We start from the raw sequence: 14886 nt of genomic DNA, 5'->3' as shown, positions 1-14886 counted from the left end.
AGATGCTCTCCGGCAGACTCTCATCTGCTCTGGCCCTAGGCCGACGGGCTGTCACACGGACAGCAGATCGGTCATCAAGTAGGGCTGTCGAGAATGCGACCGTCGCGCGGCTCGCTCTTGGCCAGCGCCTTGTTCTTCTGGCTCTTGCGAGCCGCCTCAGCCAACTGCTCGATCGTCGACATAGTTCCTCCCCTCCACTACCTAGGCAGCAACTTTTGGTGACGGTAGCAGACAGGGCCCTGAGAAGGAACGGCAGAGAGACAGGATTCTGCGAAGGAAACGGTCAAGACCGCTGGGTCGCCAACTTGCCTATCGTGGCGGAGCTTCATCCCTATTTGGCAACTTATGCCCGATTAGCGCGCGCGCCGCCTTCTCAACCTCTCGCCGAGTACTCCAGCGCCCCAGTGAGAGGCGGACGGACCCCAACGCACGGTCTTCGTCGAAGCCCATGGCAGTCAGGACAGCCGATGGGGTGGTGTGGTCGCCGCTGTGGCAGGCCGAACCGGTGGACGCCGCAACGTCAGGCACGGAAGCGAGCATTTCGTACCCGCGGACCCCGTCAATGCTGACATTAAGCGTGTTCGGCAGGCGGGCCGCGTCAGGGCCGTTGAGGCGGACACGGCCCGGCCAACCGGCGGTCAGAAGCCGGTGCAACTCATCGCGCAGAGCGGCGACACGAGCGGGCTCGTTATGCGCGAGGTCCTCGACCACAAGCTCGGCCGCGGCACCGAGAGCCACGGCCAGGGCAACGCTCTCGGTGCCGGATCGCAGTGCACGTTCCTGGCCGCCGCCGTAGACGACCGGTTCCAACCTGACGCCTTCCCTCACGTACAGCGCGGCGACACCCTTAGGCGCATACATCTTGTGTCCGACAATGGTGAGGAGATCCACCCCCAGGGCACGCACGTCGAGCGCGATCTTCCCAACGGCTTGAGCCGCGTCGCAGTGGAACAACGCCCCACGTGCGTGGGCGAGCGCGGCCAGTTCGGCGATCGGTTGCAACGCGCCAGTCTCGTTGTTGGCGGCCATGACCGATACCAGAGCAGTCGGCCGCTCCAGGGCGGCGGCCAGTGTGCTCGGCTCGAGCATTCCGTACCCGTCGACCGGCAGCACCGTGACCTGCGCCCCGTGCAGGCGCTCGAGCGCGCTGCACGTCTCCAGAACCGCCGGGTGTTCTGTAACCTGAGTTATTACATGCGGGCGCGGGCCCCCCGCGGCCAGAACTGCACCGCGCAGCGCGAGCAGGTCAGCCTCCGAACCCGACCCAGTGAACACGATCTCCCCCTCCGACCGAGCACCGATCACGGCTGCAACCTGCCCGCGCGCCCGCTGCATCGCCGTCCTGGGCCCGGCGCCGTAGGCATGGCTGCTGGACGGATTGCCGAACAGATACGTGAGGTGGGGCACCATCGCGTCCGCGACGCGTGGGTCAACGGGGGTCGTGGCGTTGTAGTCCAGGTAGACCGGCCCGCCGGCCAGCCCGGGATGGGGCGGAGAAGTGCGTAGGGTCATGAGGACTCCCCGACCGCACCGTACGTCATCTCGCATATGTCCACGCTGCTCTCCACTTCCGTCTCAGTGGGGCGTCGCACTGACGTGCGATTCCTCAGCCCTGTCGGCACCATCGCTCGGCCTCGCAGCGCAGCCAGAGCGTATTAGTGGACGGAGAGGGCCATGAGCCCGCTACTGACCCGCTATCCGACAGTCGGGAACGCTCCCGACCGTAGTCTTAAAGTAGAACTCAAGATCGTCTGGGGAGCGGCAAAGGTTAACGAGGCGCCAGAGCTCCAGAAGTACCGGGTGAGGTATACCACCTTAAGCTCAGTCACTAGTTATGACCATGTTGCTCACGCTGGCCCAACTTTGGTCACTCGACGGCGTCGCACTCAAGCCGCAAATGATGCGGCACGTAGGTACGAGGCCGACCTACGGCGCCACGGCCTGGCGTGTGAGCGGGATGTGAGCGGGATGTGAGCGGATGTCGTGGAACCGTGCGAAACCAGGCCCGTATGACCGGCACTAGTCGCGAGATAGCGCAAGGACGAAACAGGAAATTGGGGCACGAAGGGATAGTCAAAGAGGCTCTGCATCAAGCCCCTGACGATCCTACGGATCAGAAGGTTAGGGGTTCGAATCCCTTCGTGCGCACTCATGTTAGGCACATGAAATAGCAGGTCAAAACCCCTCCGCCATCGCAAGCGGAGGAGCTTTTGCGTGCCCTACTTCCAGACCGGTCTCACTTGTCGTCTCAGTTGGGGTCTTCCTCGGTCTCCTCCGCGTCATCCGTCTCCGGCTCCGCGTCCCCCTTCTCGGCGTCCGTCAAGCCGACCAGGAAGCCGTCTATCCGGTCTGCCAGCGAGCGGCGCCTGCGATCGGTGACGTGCCCGTACCGCTCGATCATCTGAGGGCTGGACCAACCCATTTGGTCCATCACAACGCGGGATGAAATCTCAAGCAAGATCAGGACGGTTGCGGCCTGTCCTTGCCGAAAAGCTCATCCATGCTGGTCAAGCGACTGTTCGATACTCGTTGATGACGCCGCCCGCGCGGCGGGTTCGTCGGACTCGGAAAGCGTCGAGATCGGTGATGTCCGGCGGCAGCGGCTTGAGCGGGGCGGCTCCGGACAGGCCCATGTGCGGCCGGTGGGTGTTGTGGTGGAACTCGTAGTCGCGCAGGATCTGGCGGAGATGTTCGTGGTTCCAGATCAGGGTGCGGTTCAGGAGTTCGCGGCGGACGGATCCGATCCAGCGTTCCGTGATCGCGTTCATGCGTGGGGTTCGCACGTTGCACAACACGGTAGGGATGCCGGCGTCGGCCAGGACGGTGTCGAAGGCTTTGGTGAAGTTGGATCCGCGGTCGCGGATCAGGAACTTCACCGTGGTAGCAGCGTCGTCGAGGTCCATGAGCATGTTACGGGCCTCTGCGTGGTCCACTCACCGGTCGGATGGAGCGTACTGCCGAGGATACGGATCCTGCGGGTGGCATGCTCGATGACGGCCAGGACGTGCACCTTTGTGCCGTCCAGGAGGTCGGCTGTGAAGGAGTCGGCGGCAATAATTCCTTCGGCCTGGGACCGCAGGAAGCTCGCCCAAGTCACCGAGCCGCGTCGCGGTGCCGGGTCGACGCCGGCTTCCTTGAGGATCTCCCAGACGGTGGAGGCCGCGACGGCGATGCCGAGTCCCGCCAGCTCACCGTGGATCCGACGGTAGCCCCATCCCGGATTCTGGCGTGCCATGCGCGGAATCAGGGTCTTGATATTCCGGTGGGTGGCCAGACGTCCGTTCTTCGGGCGGGACTTCTTCGCCCGGCGTCGCCGCAGCAGGTCGCGGTGCCAGCGCAGGATGGTGTCTGGGGTAACGAAAAGACGCAGTCCAACGCGGCGCGCTTTGGGTACCAGACCAAGCAGCAGCGCGATGATCGCGCGATCGGCCCAGTCAGGCCGCGGACGCTTTCCTGTCGCGGCGAGTTGACGTTGCAAAACCGCGAGTTGGTGGCGGAGCAGCAGGATCTCGATGGTCTTGTAATCGTCGCCGCACCGCCACAATCGAAGCGCGGCGACGACGCGGACGGGCAGCACGTAGGCGAAGCGTAAGCACACGAGAACTTACGATCCCACCGGCGGACAATTACCGTCATCATGATCTGGATATTCCCCCGACCAGCACGGACGAGGTTCTCGGCAAGGACAGGTACGGTCAGTCCTGGGCGGCTTCACAGGCGTCGTAGGCATCTACTGCGTCAACGCCAGCAGCTACCAGGTGAACAAAGCATCTATGCATATCGGGCCCGGAATGGCAACCCTCGATGATTCGGCCCCTATTCGCGTCCGGAGCGGCCGCCAAAGCAATGGCAACGCATTGCGCCGGCGTTGCGTTCGCGGCCGGAGCTAAGAAAATGACTCCTCCGAGGGAAGATGCGAATACGGATGTGGCGACGACAAGCCGCCTTACGAAGGTCGCCGGAATGGCCGCGATCACCATTTACGCTCCTCATCAAGTAAAGAGGTTGTGCTGCTCGGGATGCCGCCCGAATCTTGTCATGAGGGGCGACTGACAAGCACGCCGAATCCGCCTCCGAGCATAATCTTTCGCCCGTTCGGCGGAAGGCTCCCCAACACTGCGCCTGCCGATAATGTCGTCCGGGCAGGTCAGGCGGCGTGTCGGTACTCGTGGATGGTTCCGCCGAGTCGGCCGTGTCGGCGGATGTCGAGGTCGGTGATGTGTGGGCCGGTGATGTGTGGGTCGGTGATGTGTGGGCCGGTGATCGGTGGGGGCACTGCGCGTAGTGGCACGGCCTGCTGCATCGCTTGGTGGGCGCGGTGGCTGTTGTAGTGCGTTTCATACTGGCGCAGGGCGTGTAGTAGATGGCGCTGGTTCCAGATCAAGGTGCGGTCCAGCAGTTCGCGGCGGCAGGTCTGCACCCAACGCTCCATTATCGAGTTCATCCGCGGCATGCGGATGCCGCTGAGCACGACCTGGATCCCGGCCTGGGCGAGGATCTCGTCGAACAGCGGCGGGAACTTCGCGTCCCGGTCGCGGATCAGGTACTTGACTGCGGCTCCGGCGTTTTCAAGGTCCATGACCAGGTTCCGTGCTGCTTGGGCGACCCAGGCCGCGGTGGGATGGGCAGTGGTGCCCAGCACGCGGATGCGCCGGGTGGCGTGCTCGATGACGGCCAGGATGTACTGGCGCTGCCCGGTCAGTGTCACGGTCTCGATGAAGTCGCACGCCAGCAGCGCGTCAGCCTGGCTGCGCAGGAACGCGGCCCAAGTGCTGGCGGCGCTCGGGTGCCGGGTTGATGCCCTCATCCTTGAGGATCTCCCAGACGGTCGAGGCGGCGACCTTGATGCCCAGGGTGGCCAGTTCGCGGTGGACTCGGCGGTAGCCCCAGTGTGGGTTCTCCCGGACCAGACGGAGCACCAGCCGCCTGATCGAGGCGACAGTACGCAGGCGCCCGGTTCGCTGCGGCCGGCAGGTATTCGCATGGCGCTGGCGCATTAGATCACGGTGCCATCGCAGCACCGTGTCCGGGCTGACGATCAGATGCAGCCGACGCGACGATGCCCGAGACAGAGGTTGCAGCAGCGCCGCGAGGAAGGCCCGGTCCCCTGGGGCAAACCTGGCACCGGCCGGACCGAGTTGCCGCTGCAGGACCGCGAGCTGATGACGCGGGGCCAAGATCTCCGCATCCTTGTCCCGGTCGCTCATCGGCAGCAACCGCAGAACGGCGAAGGCGTTGGTCACGGCGAGATAGGTCAGACGCAGCAACACAACCGGCCAACATGGCCGACACCTTGCCGAGACCACAGCACAAGATCGATCCTGGGCCGACAGCCTCCATACCAAGCCCACACATGCGGTTGACCTGCACGGACAAGGTATTCGGCAGGCGCAGGGTTGTCGAACGATCGCAGCCGTGGATGAACAGCTACGCCAAGATCCGCCGCTGCTTCGAACGCGACGGCAAGGTCGTCGACTTCTACCTCTACCTCGCCGCCGCGTTCGTCACCGTCCGTGCACTCATCTGGGAAGCCCGCACCCGCTACCGATGGGATACCCGACCCACCGCCCGGCGCCTGAAGTAACACCTATCCTCGGTCGCTCTTATATAAAAAAGCGTCGGCAAAGCTGCGGAAATTGCGGGAGGGCGCGCCCGACTATTTGCGGCCGTATAGTTCTCGGCTCATTGATCTGGATGCGAATTGGTGCGCAGGCCGGAGATAGATGAGACAGACCGGCGGGGCTGGCAGCTTCGGGGCCGCTCGCGGGTGAACGGGTGTCGGCCCAGGAAGGCAACCTGCCGTGGATCAACTATCTGCGAGTACCGGCCTTCCTGTCCGGCCTGCTTCTGCTCGTATGGTTTCCGCTGATCCCCAACCTGTCCGCGCCGTACCAGCGCGAAACCGGGCTCTCAGCAGGCGTCTACCTCAACGCTGGCTGGCGATCACCGCGTGACCGGTCCACAGCCGACCCTGCTGATCATCGGCGGCTGCGCCGCGTGTCTTCCGGTCCGGCTGACAACGCTGTGGTCGCTGTGAAACAAAGTCGTCGTCGCCGTACTCGAAGTCTGGTGGACGGTGGCCTCACGCAACTGTGATCCAGTGCCTGCGCGGAGCAGCCCTCAGCTCAGGTCGGTGGGGACGGCTTCGCGCAGGGCGGAGGTGACGGCGGCGACCGCGGGGTGACCGGCGGTGCCGGCGCGGTAGGCGATGCGGGTGCGCCGACTCATGGACTGCCGGGTGAGGGTCAGGCCTTCGGGCGGGGCCAGCGCGGCGAGGTGCGGGACCAGCGTCACGCCCTGGCCCAGGGCGGCGAGCACCATGGCGGTGGCGAAGTCGTCGATCTCGTGGCGCACGCGCGGGCTGAAGCCGGCGGCCTGGCAGGCTCGTTCGGTGCTGCTGCGGCACATCGTGCCGGCCGGGGAGACGATCCAAGAGCTGTCCCGGTGGTCGGCGATCGTGCCTTGCTCCGGCGCGGCCAGGTAGAGCGGCTCGGTGAACAGCGCCTCGCTGTTCAGGCCTGGATCGGACGTGGCCGGGACGAAGTCGTACTCGTGGACCAGGGCCATGTCGACGTCCCCGGCGCGCAGCGCGGAGGGGACCTCGGCCGGGTCGAGCTCGGTGATCTGCGGCTCGAGCATCGGGTGGGAGCGGGCCAGTAGGGTCAGGACGGCCGGGAACAAGGTGCGGGCCGCGGACGGGTAGCTACCGATGCGTACGGGACCGGCGAGCCCTGCGCGAACCCGGGCGAGTTCGGCCTCGGCGCGGGCCAGGTGCTCCAGGACCGATTCGGTGTGCTCGACCAGGTTCTGCCCGGCGGGGGTGAGGGTGACGCGGCGGCCGGTCCGGGCCAGCAGCGCGACCCCGGCCTCCCGCTCGAGCGTGGAAAGTTGCTGGGACACGGCCGAAGGGGTGAAAGACAGGGCCTCGGCGACGGCGGCGATCGTGCCACGATGGGACAGTTCGCGGAGCAGACGCAGGCGATTCACATCGAGCATCAGCTCAGCTTACAGCCATCATCGGGAAGCCTAACTGGACCTGGTCTTTAACCCGCCGTCATGCTCGAAGCAGGGAACTGCGCGCCGTTCCCCCGCCATCAGACCCCCGATGGCGTCGAGCGAGCAGGGGAAACATGTGACGCAGGTGCAGCCTCCACCAGTGCGGCGGCTGTGGTCCGCCGTCTTCTTCGGGTACCTCGCGCTGGGGGCGACGCTCCAGGAACTGCCCGGCTACATGACGTCGAAGTTCGGCGACGGCCCCACGATCATCGGCGTCGCGGTGGGCATCGCCTACCTGGGCACCGCCGTGACCCGACCGTTCGCCGGCCGGGCCGGGGACGCGGGGCTGGCCAGGAACGTCTCCGTAGCCGGCGGCGCGATCACCACGCTGGCCGCCCTCGGCCAGCTGACCGCCCCGTCCGCGCTCGTGCTGATCATTTTCCGGCTGCTGATGGGCATCGGCGAGGGGGCGCTGTTCTCCGGCTGCCTGCCCTGGGTGCTCACGGGGATCGCGGCCGACCGGCGCGGCCGGATCGCGGGCTGGTTCGGACTGTCGATGTGGGGCGGCCTGGCGCTCGGGCCGCTGGCCGCGGTCGGGGTGAACCACCTCGGCGGGTCGACCGCGACGTGGTGGACGATCTTCGGCCTGCCGCTGGTTTCCAGCGTGCTGATCGCCTCCACCAGGCCGCAGCCCGCGGTCTCGCCCCGACGCGAGATCCGGCCGCAGGGCTGGCGGGACATCGTGCCGATCGGCGTCAGCGTGCCGGGCATCGTGCTCGGGCTCGCCGCCTACGGCTACGGCACCCTGAACGCACTGCTCGTCCTTTATTTGACGCACGACCACATCGGCGGCCAGGGCATCGGCCTGACCGTGTTCGCCGTGGCGTTCCTGGCCACACGCGCCGCCGGCAGCCCCCTGACCGACCAGTACGGCGGCATCCGGGTCGCCCGGGTCACGCTGGTCGTCGAGATCGCCGGGCTCTGCGTTCTGGCCGCCTCCTCCTCCCAGGGCGGTGCGCTGGCCGGCTGTGTCGTCACCGGCATCGGGCTCGGCGTCATCTATCCGTCCACCAGCAAGATCACACTCGGCCGCACCGGTCCGCTGCAGGCCGGCGTGTCGATGGGCACGATGACCTCGTTCTGGGACCTGGGGATCATGGCGGCCGGGCCGATCAGCGGCGCGGTCGCGGCGCACCTGGGGTACCGGGAGGGCTTCGGGGTCGCGGCGGCGGTGACCGTCGCGGCGCTGGTGCTCACGGTGCTGGGGCTGCATACGGACTCCCCGGCGGAGGCGCCCACGTCGGTGCCGCGGTCGGTCCCGGCTGGCGCGCAGGTGCGCCCGCGCGCCTGACCGAGGCACCGCGAATCGTCAAAAAAGGTCGGTTTCCGTACTATCAAGATCGAACGGGAATATGCGCAGGTAGGCCGTTATTTAATGAAAAAACTTCACATTCGCGCTATTCCATGTCATGCTGGTATCAGAGAGCTGATCAAAACGGCCACGGGGTTGTGGATATGCTGTTGAACTGGCTGTTGATGCCGAATACCGAGACCGGGCTGTGCATACTGGGCCGTGACGGGGACTGGCGCCGGCATTCGTATGCTGATATAGCTGCCGCTGTTCGCCGGGCCATATGGCTCCTGCGCGACCGGGACGTGTGCGCCGAGGACCGCGTCGCGATCGTGCTGGCCGATCCCCTGCATTTCGTCACCGCCTTCATGGCGGCGCTCGCGGTCGGCGCGGTGCCGGTGCCGCTCGCACCGCCGACCGCGCTGCGCGAAGCCGACCGCTACGTGGCGCACGTGGCCGAAACACTGCGGGTGGCCCGGCCCGACCTGGTGTGCACCGGCGCCGGGCACCGGGCCGAGGTCCTGGCCGCGCTGGCCGCCGCGGGTTGTCCGGCGGGCGTGGTCGACATCGCCGACGCCGCGCACGTGCCCGCCGACTCCGGGGATCCCTACCGGCGCAAGCCCTCGGACTCGGCGCTGCTCCAGTTCACCTCCGGCTCCTCCGGCACCCCAAAGGGCGTGCGGGTCTCCTGGGCGAACCTGACGGCGAACATCGCGGCGATCCGCTCCTGGATGCGCTGGGAGGACGACGACGTCTTCGCCAGCTGGCTGCCGCTACATCACGACATGGGCCTGGTCGGCGCGCTGATCACCTCCTTCGCCGCCGGGACGGATCTGTGGCTGATGACGCCGCGTCAGTTCGTCCGCACGCCCGCGCGCTGGCTGGAGTGCTTCGGCGTCCACGGCGCCACCATCACCACGTCGCCGAGCTTCGGCTACGCCCACGTGGCGGCCCGGGTCCGAGCCGGCGAGCTGGACGGCATGGACTTCTCGCGGTGGCGAGTCGCGATCCTCGGCGCCGAGCGGATCGACCCGGCGGCGGTGGCGGACTTCCAGGCGTTGGTGGGTCGGCGCGGATTCGACACCTCGTCGCTGATGGGGGCGTACGGCCTGGCCGAGGGCACGCTCCTGGCCACCGGTGTGCCCGCCCGGGCTGGTTCGCGGCTGGTGAAGGTCGTGGACTGGGCGCTGACGGCCGGCTCCCCGGTCGCGATCAGCCAGGAGGGCAGACTCGGACGGGACGCGGTCCAGGGCGCCGGGTGGCTCGCGAGCTGCGGCCGCGCGGCCGACGGCGTCGCCGTGACGGTCGTCGACGACGCCGGGGACGAGGTGCCCGACGGGACCTTCGGTGAAATACGCCTGTCGGGCGATTCGCTGGCGGCCGGGTACCTGACGCGGGACGGTTCAGTTCCCTTCTCGGCGCGGGGCTCAGCGGCGGACGCGCCGGGTGCGGACCCTGTCCTGGACACCGGGGACGCCGGATTTCTGCTCGACGGGGAGCTTTACGTCGTCGGGCGCATCGGCGACGCGCTGCGGGTGCACGGGCACGGCGTCTACGCCGAGGACGTGGAGGCGGAGCTTTCCCGGCTCGGCGGTGAGCAGGGGCCCGCCGCGTACGCGGCGGTCTTCGGCACGATCGGGACCCGTGACCTCGCGGCGGTGTTCGTCGAGGGCGATCCGCCCCGGACCTGGTCGGCCAAAGCCGAGCAGCGGATCCGCACCGCGGCCTCGACCGACCTCCCGGTCCTGATCTTCCAAGGCTCGAAGGGCTCCATCGCCCGGACGTCGAGCGGCAAGCCCCGCCGGCGCCACCTGTGGCTGAGACTGCTCGACGGAGGCGTACCCGACGGTTGGCGTCTGGTGCACGGCGAATGGCCCTGGCCGGCGGGGGAGCAGAGCTGATGAGCGGCGGGGCGAGCACGGGGACGGACGGCGGGAGCGCGCAGGAAGGCACGGCCGGCTCCGATACCGAGGGGCACGCGCACGACGCGCACGACGAGGTTGGGCCACCGGGCCGTGACGGCCTGCGCAGCCTGCCCGGTTCCGCGGATCTCTACAACCGGTGGGAGTCCCGGCAGTGGAGCGTCGCGGGGCTCGACCTCGCGCGGGACCGCCGACGCTTCGCTGAGCTCAGGCCGTTCGCCCGGCGCGAGATCCTGAGCGCGCTCGCCGAACTCGAGATCGGAGAGTCCTGCGTCACCCGGACGCTCAGCGCCCTCGCGGACCACGCGCCGGATGAGGCCGACCGCCTCTATCTGTGTACACAGATGGCCGACGAGGCCCGGCACGTACGGTTCTTCCAAAGCTACCTGTCCGACGTCGCGGGCATAGCCGCCGAGCAGCTGGAACCGCACGGCGCGATGGGCGGCGAGTCCGGGTTCGGCGTGGTGTACGACCCGTTGCTGACCCGGCACACCGCAGCCGTGCGGACCCGGCCCGACGACCGGCGGGTCTGGCATGTCGCGGTGGTCTCCTACCACCTGCTCGCCGAGGGGCTGCTCGCTGTCGCAGGGCTGCGCGCGCTGCGGGCCCTGGCCAAGAGCTGCGAGCTGACCGCGCTGTCCGAGGGGCTCGCGAACGTCGTGCGTGACGAGGCACGGCATGTGACGTTCGGCCTGGCCGCGACCCGGCGCGGGGCACAGTCGGGATACGCCGATGCGATCGGCGAGGCGTATCTGGACGGCCTCGGCGCGGCGACCAGGGTGCTGGTGAACCCGGCCCGGCGCGCGGCCAGTCCGGTGCTGCCGACGGCGCTGCGCGCGTATGCCGGGAACCTGGCCGCGGAGTGGTCCGCGGCGAACGCGCGAATGTGCCGGCATGTCGAGGTGGTCGGGCTCGCGGCCCTGGACACATCGGCCAACCTGTGTTGGAGCAGCGGGCTCGACGCCGCGTTCGCTGAGTACCGGGAGCGTTGGGGTGCCCACCATCCGGTGGCACGGGCCCGCCAGCTGGGTCTGGTCTGACAGCGACGTCAGGCATTGTTCCGTCGAATCCGCTCAGTCACATCCGCTCTGACAGCGACGTCAGGCGGTTATCAACCTGCTTTCATCGCCCATCCGTCGATTCCACCCGTCTGGTGTGTCCATCACTTCAATCCGACTGAACCGCCGTACGCCTTTGGAGAGACCCATGCAGTTGTATGAGCAGACTGTGGTACGCGTGCAGGAGATCATCGGTGACATGTCGCCGGCCAAGCCGGAGACCGCCGGACCCGAACTCATCCTCATCGACGATCTCGGCTACGACTCGATCCACTTCCTCGAGCTCGCCTTGGCCCTGGAGGCGGAGTTCAATCTGTTCGAGTTCGACGAGGAGCAGGCCGTCGGGATGATCACCGTCGGCGACGTGGCGCACCTGATCGCCAAGATCGTCGTCGCGGCCGAGGACCCGACGTGACGGCCGCGGCCCCGGAAGCCGGGGTCCGGGAGGCCGACCGCTGGCTCGATGCGCTGGAGCGCACCTACCTGGTCCCCGAGGACCACCGCGTCGGCTACTTCGACCGGGTCGCGGCGCTGGACATGCTGCGCTGCGGCGAGGAGGTCCTGGAGGAGCTGGTCAAGGCCGGGCTGCCGACGTTGGGCGAGTCCGGCGCCGAGTGGTTCGACCGCTTCGACCTGTTCAACCTCGCGCTGGCCTCCGGTTCGCAGATCTCGGTCCCGGAGAAGGCGATCAAGTACGCGCTGCGCTGGATGCACCGCGGCCCGCGGACCTGGACCGAGCGGCTGGACTGGACCTTCGTGGTCGACCTGTCCTGCCCGCTGGACACCTGCGGCGCGGATCCCGAATGGAGCCACGCGCAGATGCTGCCCGAAGCCGTCGGTGGCGAGCTCTACGACTGGAAGGTGGAGCCCGAGGGCGCGCGGATGGTTGGCGACCAGCTGCGCTACAGCGGCCCCGGACCGCTGCGTTTCTCCGGAAACGTGTCCACCAGCGGCGAGCTGATGGAGCTGCGCTCGCCGGTGCTGCGCAAGATCATCGAGGACTTCTTCGCGGTCGGCTACCGCTGGGTGCGGTTGCCCGAACCGCTGCAGTGGGAGTACCAGCGGTTGCTGGACGCCGGGGTCTCCCCGTGCATCTCGGCGAGTTTGTTCCTGGCGCGCGAGTTCGAGGCCGCCGGTTATCCGGCGATCACCCGGCGCGGCTGGCTGCTGGGCATGCTCGACCTGTCCCACTCCTGGGTCGAGGTCACCGACGACGACGGCGTGGTCAAGCCGATCGACCCGATCTTCACCTGGCTCACCGAGTATGCCGACAAACCGCATCCTGACCTCGCCGCCGCCTCGATCGGCTCGCGCATGAACCGGCTGCTGCCCGCCGCCATGGCCGCCGACGGCCTGATGGCAACGCACCGCTGCGGCGGCCGCGATGTGACCCCGCGTCGCAAGACCATGATCCGCAGAAGGCTGTCCACCGACGGACCCGCCGGTTCGGCCGGCGCCGCCGGAACCGCTTCAACGGCCGGAGTATCCCTGTGACCGACTCACTGACCACGACCACCTCGAACGCCCACGCCTACCTTGCCGCGCTGCCGGACATCCTCGGCGGCGACGAGCGTTTCAAGACCGTGCTGGACCGCTTGACCGTGATGTCCGAGCGCGACTACTACGACCCCTACAAGCTCTTCGTCTGGCCCGAATCGATCCCCGAAGACGGCTACTGGATGACCCCTGAACTGATGAGCGTGCATGGCACCGAGGCCGGCGCGTCGCTCGAACAGGCCCAACTGCGCGCCCTGAGCAAATGGGAGAGCGTCACGTTCTACAGCCTCAACGTGCACGGGATCAGGGAGCTGCTGACCTCGATCGTGGCCCGGATTCACATGCCCGGCTTCGAGGTGGCCTCGGAGTACTTCCACCACATCATCGGCGAAGAGAACGACCACATGTGGTTCTTCGCCAAGTTCTGCCTTCTCTACGCGGGCAAGGTCTACCCGGACCGGTCGCTGTCCTTCGCCGGTCCCGGCATCCCCGAGGCCGACACCTTCCTGCTGTTCGCCCGGCTGCTGATCTTCGAGGAGCTGGTCGACGTGTTCAACCAGCGGATGGGCGAGGACCAGCGGCTGGCACCGACGATCCGGAAGATCAACTCGGTGCACCACCAGGACGAATCCCGGCACATCGCCTTCGGCCGGCAGATCGTCGCGCTTCTGCACCGGGACCTGCGCACCCGGCTGGACACGGCGCAGCTCGCTGAGCTCGAAAGATATCTGAAGGCTTATATGCGTGCCTCGGTGGAGTCGCTGTGCAACCCGGCCGCCTTCCGTGATGCCGGCATACCGGAGCCGTTCGCCGTGCGCCGCGCGGTGATCGAGGACCCGGCCTTCCAGGAGCACGCGGCCCGCATCCTGAAACGCTCCACTTCGCACATGGTCAGCGAAGGAATCTTCACCGATGAAAGGACGGTCGCGGCATGAGCGAGTTGACCGACACAACCGCTTCCCCGGTGCCGAGCGTGCCCCAGGAGCCGGCCAAGGACCTGGTCGTCGAGTACTTGCTGGCCAAGCGCCCGGAACTCGGCACGATCGACCCGGACTACGACCTGATCGACAACCGGGTGCTGGACTCCCTCGGCTTCGTCAACTTCCTGTACGTGTTGGAGGAGCAGACCGGACGGGAGATCGCCCTGGAAGAGGTCTCGCCGGAGGACTTCCGCACGCTGCGCCGGATCCGGGCGAGGTTCTTCGATGGCGAATAAGACCGAGTCGGCCGGGACCGACCGCGGGCTGGCCGTGCTGCGGGCCCGGGACCTGGAGCTGCGCGACGCGATCGACGCGGTCGTCCTGTCCTGGGCCGCCGAAGCCGGGGCCGCGCGAACAGCGTACCCGCCGCTGCTGCGGACCTCTGACCTGGCCGCACTCGACTACTGGGTGAACTTCCCGCACCTGGCTCTGCTGGCCGTGGGAGCTGATGCCGGCCGGGAGAAGGAGTTGGCCGCGGCGGACCACTCCGTCATCGCCCCCGAGTTGCTCGCTCCGGCCGAGTACGCGCTGCCGTCCGCGGCCTGCTATTCGGCCTACCTGGACCTGTCCGGCACCCGCCTGGACGGTGCGCACAAGATCACCACGGTCGCCACCTGCTTCCGGCGGGAGAACCACTTCGAGGGGCTGCGCAGGCTGCTGAGCTTCACCATGCGCGAGGTGGTCTGCGTCGGCAACCGGGAAGCCGTGCTCGAACACGCGTCGTCGTTCAAGAAGCGCGTCGGCGAGTTCGCTCGGCGCCTCGGGCTGCCCCTGGAGGTGCAGGCGGCGACCGACCCGTTCTTCGAGAAGGACGCCGCTCGAACGCTGATGCAGCAGCTCTTCCCGGTCAAGGAGGAGTTCGTCTTCGGCGGGGGCTTGGCCATCGCGTCGGTGAACTTCCACCGGAACTTCTTCGGCGAGCGCTGCGACATCAGGCTGGCCGACGGCAGTCCGGCGTTCACCTCGTGCGTGGCGTTCGGCCTCGAGCGCTGGCTGGCGGCGCTCACCGAGCGCTTCGGCCGGGACGACCCCGCGCTGCCCGAGCGCATCGCCGAGGCCGCTCGGTGGACATGACGGCAGCT

General features: G+C 67.6%; 14 protein-coding genes and 2 pseudogenes. 10 read left to right on the top strand and 6 right to left on the bottom strand.

All coding sequences use genetic code 11. The features are described 5' to 3' along the window. Positions 1-309: 309 nt before the first annotated feature. From CACI_RS02685 to CACI_RS54035, 5 genes and pseudogenes are all read right to left on the bottom strand, one after another. Positions 310-1512, bottom strand: a complete 1203-nt coding sequence (locus tag CACI_RS02685; protein WP_012784779.1) for a cysteine desulfurase family protein — start codon at positions 1510-1512, stop codon at positions 310-312. A 736-nt stretch (positions 1513-2248) separates the two neighbouring features. Continuing rightward, entirely contained in the window at positions 2249-2401 is a 153-nt protein-coding gene (locus CACI_RS50935) for a hypothetical protein (protein ID WP_190276718.1), read from the bottom strand. A gap of 106 nt (positions 2402-2507) precedes the next feature. Continuing rightward, positions 2508-2903: an integrase core domain-containing protein gene (locus CACI_RS51980; protein WP_223297441.1), complete on the bottom strand. Its 396-nt coding sequence runs from the start codon at positions 2901-2903 to the stop codon at positions 2508-2510. Beyond that, entirely contained in the window at positions 2873-3577 is a 705-nt protein-coding gene (locus CACI_RS02675) for a hypothetical protein (RefSeq protein WP_223297440.1), read from the bottom strand. Before CACI_RS02675 ends, CACI_RS51980 begins: the two co-directional genes overlap by 31 nt. A gap of 570 nt (positions 3578-4147) precedes the next feature. After that, a pseudogene (locus CACI_RS54035) lies at positions 4148-5270 on the bottom strand (integrase core domain-containing protein). A gap of 113 nt (positions 5271-5383) precedes the next feature. On the opposite strand from CACI_RS54035, the pseudogene CACI_RS49515 reads away from it, so the two are divergent. Together CACI_RS49515 and CACI_RS47440 are read left to right on the top strand one after the other, a co-directional pair. After that, positions 5384-5584: pseudogene (locus CACI_RS49515) on the top strand (IS5/IS1182 family transposase); the annotation flags it as partial. 191 nt (positions 5585-5775) lie between these two features. After that, the gene (locus tag CACI_RS47440) at positions 5776-6096 is read left to right on the top strand and encodes a hypothetical protein (RefSeq protein WP_083795486.1); all 321 of its coding nucleotides are present in this window, start codon (positions 5776-5778) and stop codon (positions 6094-6096) included. A 24-nt stretch (positions 6097-6120) separates the two neighbouring features. Here CACI_RS47440 and CACI_RS02660 read toward each other — a convergent pair whose 3' ends face one another. Beyond that, on the bottom strand, positions 6121-6996 hold the full coding sequence (locus CACI_RS02660) for a LysR family transcriptional regulator (RefSeq protein WP_012784778.1): 876 nt from the start codon (positions 6994-6996) through the stop codon (positions 6121-6123). Positions 6997-7132: 136 nt separating this feature from the next. Between CACI_RS02660 and CACI_RS02655 the strand changes: the two genes are divergently transcribed. The 8 genes from CACI_RS02655 (at position 7133) to CACI_RS02620 (ending at position 14878) form a co-directional block, all read left to right on the top strand. After that, entirely contained in the window at positions 7133-8347 is a 1215-nt protein-coding gene (locus CACI_RS02655; RefSeq protein WP_190276717.1) for an MFS transporter, read from the top strand. A 170-nt stretch (positions 8348-8517) separates the two neighbouring features. Continuing rightward, the gene (locus CACI_RS02650; RefSeq protein WP_223297437.1) at positions 8518-10248 is read left to right on the top strand and encodes an AMP-binding protein; all 1731 of its coding nucleotides are present in this window, start codon (positions 8518-8520) and stop codon (positions 10246-10248) included. After that, positions 10248-11309 (top strand): ferritin family protein, encoded by a 1062-nt coding sequence (locus tag CACI_RS02645; protein WP_012784775.1) that lies wholly within the window; start codon positions 10248-10250, stop codon positions 11307-11309. Before CACI_RS02650 ends, CACI_RS02645 begins: the two co-directional genes overlap by 1 nt. Positions 11310-11475: 166 nt before the next feature. Then, the gene (locus CACI_RS02640) at positions 11476-11742 is read left to right on the top strand and encodes a phosphopantetheine-binding protein (RefSeq protein ID WP_012784774.1); all 267 of its coding nucleotides are present in this window, start codon (positions 11476-11478) and stop codon (positions 11740-11742) included. Then, on the top strand, positions 11739-12821 hold the full coding sequence (locus tag CACI_RS02635) for a hypothetical protein (protein ID WP_012784773.1): 1083 nt from the start codon (positions 11739-11741) through the stop codon (positions 12819-12821). The genes CACI_RS02640 and CACI_RS02635 overlap by 4 nt, the downstream gene beginning before the upstream one ends. Further along, positions 12818-13759, top strand: coding sequence for a diiron oxygenase (locus CACI_RS02630; protein ID WP_012784772.1), 942 nt, complete (start codon positions 12818-12820; stop codon positions 13757-13759). Before CACI_RS02635 ends, CACI_RS02630 begins: the two co-directional genes overlap by 4 nt. After that, positions 13756-14040 (top strand): acyl carrier protein, encoded by a 285-nt coding sequence (locus tag CACI_RS02625; RefSeq protein ID WP_012784771.1) that lies wholly within the window; start codon positions 13756-13758, stop codon positions 14038-14040. The genes CACI_RS02630 and CACI_RS02625 overlap by 4 nt, the downstream gene beginning before the upstream one ends. Next, positions 14030-14878: an aminoacyl--tRNA ligase-related protein gene (locus tag CACI_RS02620; protein WP_012784770.1), complete on the top strand. Its 849-nt coding sequence runs from the start codon at positions 14030-14032 to the stop codon at positions 14876-14878. Before CACI_RS02625 ends, CACI_RS02620 begins: the two co-directional genes overlap by 11 nt. Positions 14879-14886: the final 8 nt, after the last annotated feature.

It is taken from the genome of Catenulispora acidiphila DSM 44928 (assembly GCF_000024025.1).
GTDB classification, from domain to species: Bacteria; Actinomycetota; Actinomycetes; order Streptomycetales; family Catenulisporaceae; genus Catenulispora; species Catenulispora acidiphila.
The sequence above is the reverse complement of the archived record's forward strand: the minus strand, read 5'-3'. Positions and strand labels throughout refer to the sequence as shown.

Excerpts from the sequence above, each read along its gene's own strand:
- CACI_RS02685 (WP_012784779.1), bottom strand. The coding sequence starts at position 1,512 with ATGACCCTACGCACTTCTCCGCCCCATCCCGGGCTGGCCGGCGGGCCG.
- CACI_RS50935 (WP_190276718.1), bottom strand. The coding sequence starts at position 2,401 with ATGATCGAGCGGTACGGGCACGTCACCGATCGCAGGCGCCGCTCGCTG.
- CACI_RS51980 (WP_223297441.1), bottom strand. The coding sequence starts at position 2,903 with ATGGACCTCGACGACGCTGCTACCACGGTGAAGTTCCTGATCCGCGAC.
- CACI_RS02660 (WP_012784778.1), bottom strand. The coding sequence starts at position 6,996 with ATGCTCGATGTGAATCGCCTGCGTCTGCTCCGCGAACTGTCCCATCGT.
- CACI_RS02645 (WP_012784775.1), top strand. The coding sequence starts at position 10,248 with ATGAGCGGCGGGGCGAGCACGGGGACGGACGGCGGGAGCGCGCAGGAA.
- CACI_RS02640 (WP_012784774.1), top strand. The coding sequence starts at position 11,476 with ATGCAGTTGTATGAGCAGACTGTGGTACGCGTGCAGGAGATCATCGGT.
- CACI_RS02625 (WP_012784771.1), top strand. The coding sequence starts at position 13,756 with ATGAGCGAGTTGACCGACACAACCGCTTCCCCGGTGCCGAGCGTGCCC.
- CACI_RS02620 (WP_012784770.1), top strand. The coding sequence starts at position 14,030 with ATGGCGAATAAGACCGAGTCGGCCGGGACCGACCGCGGGCTGGCCGTG.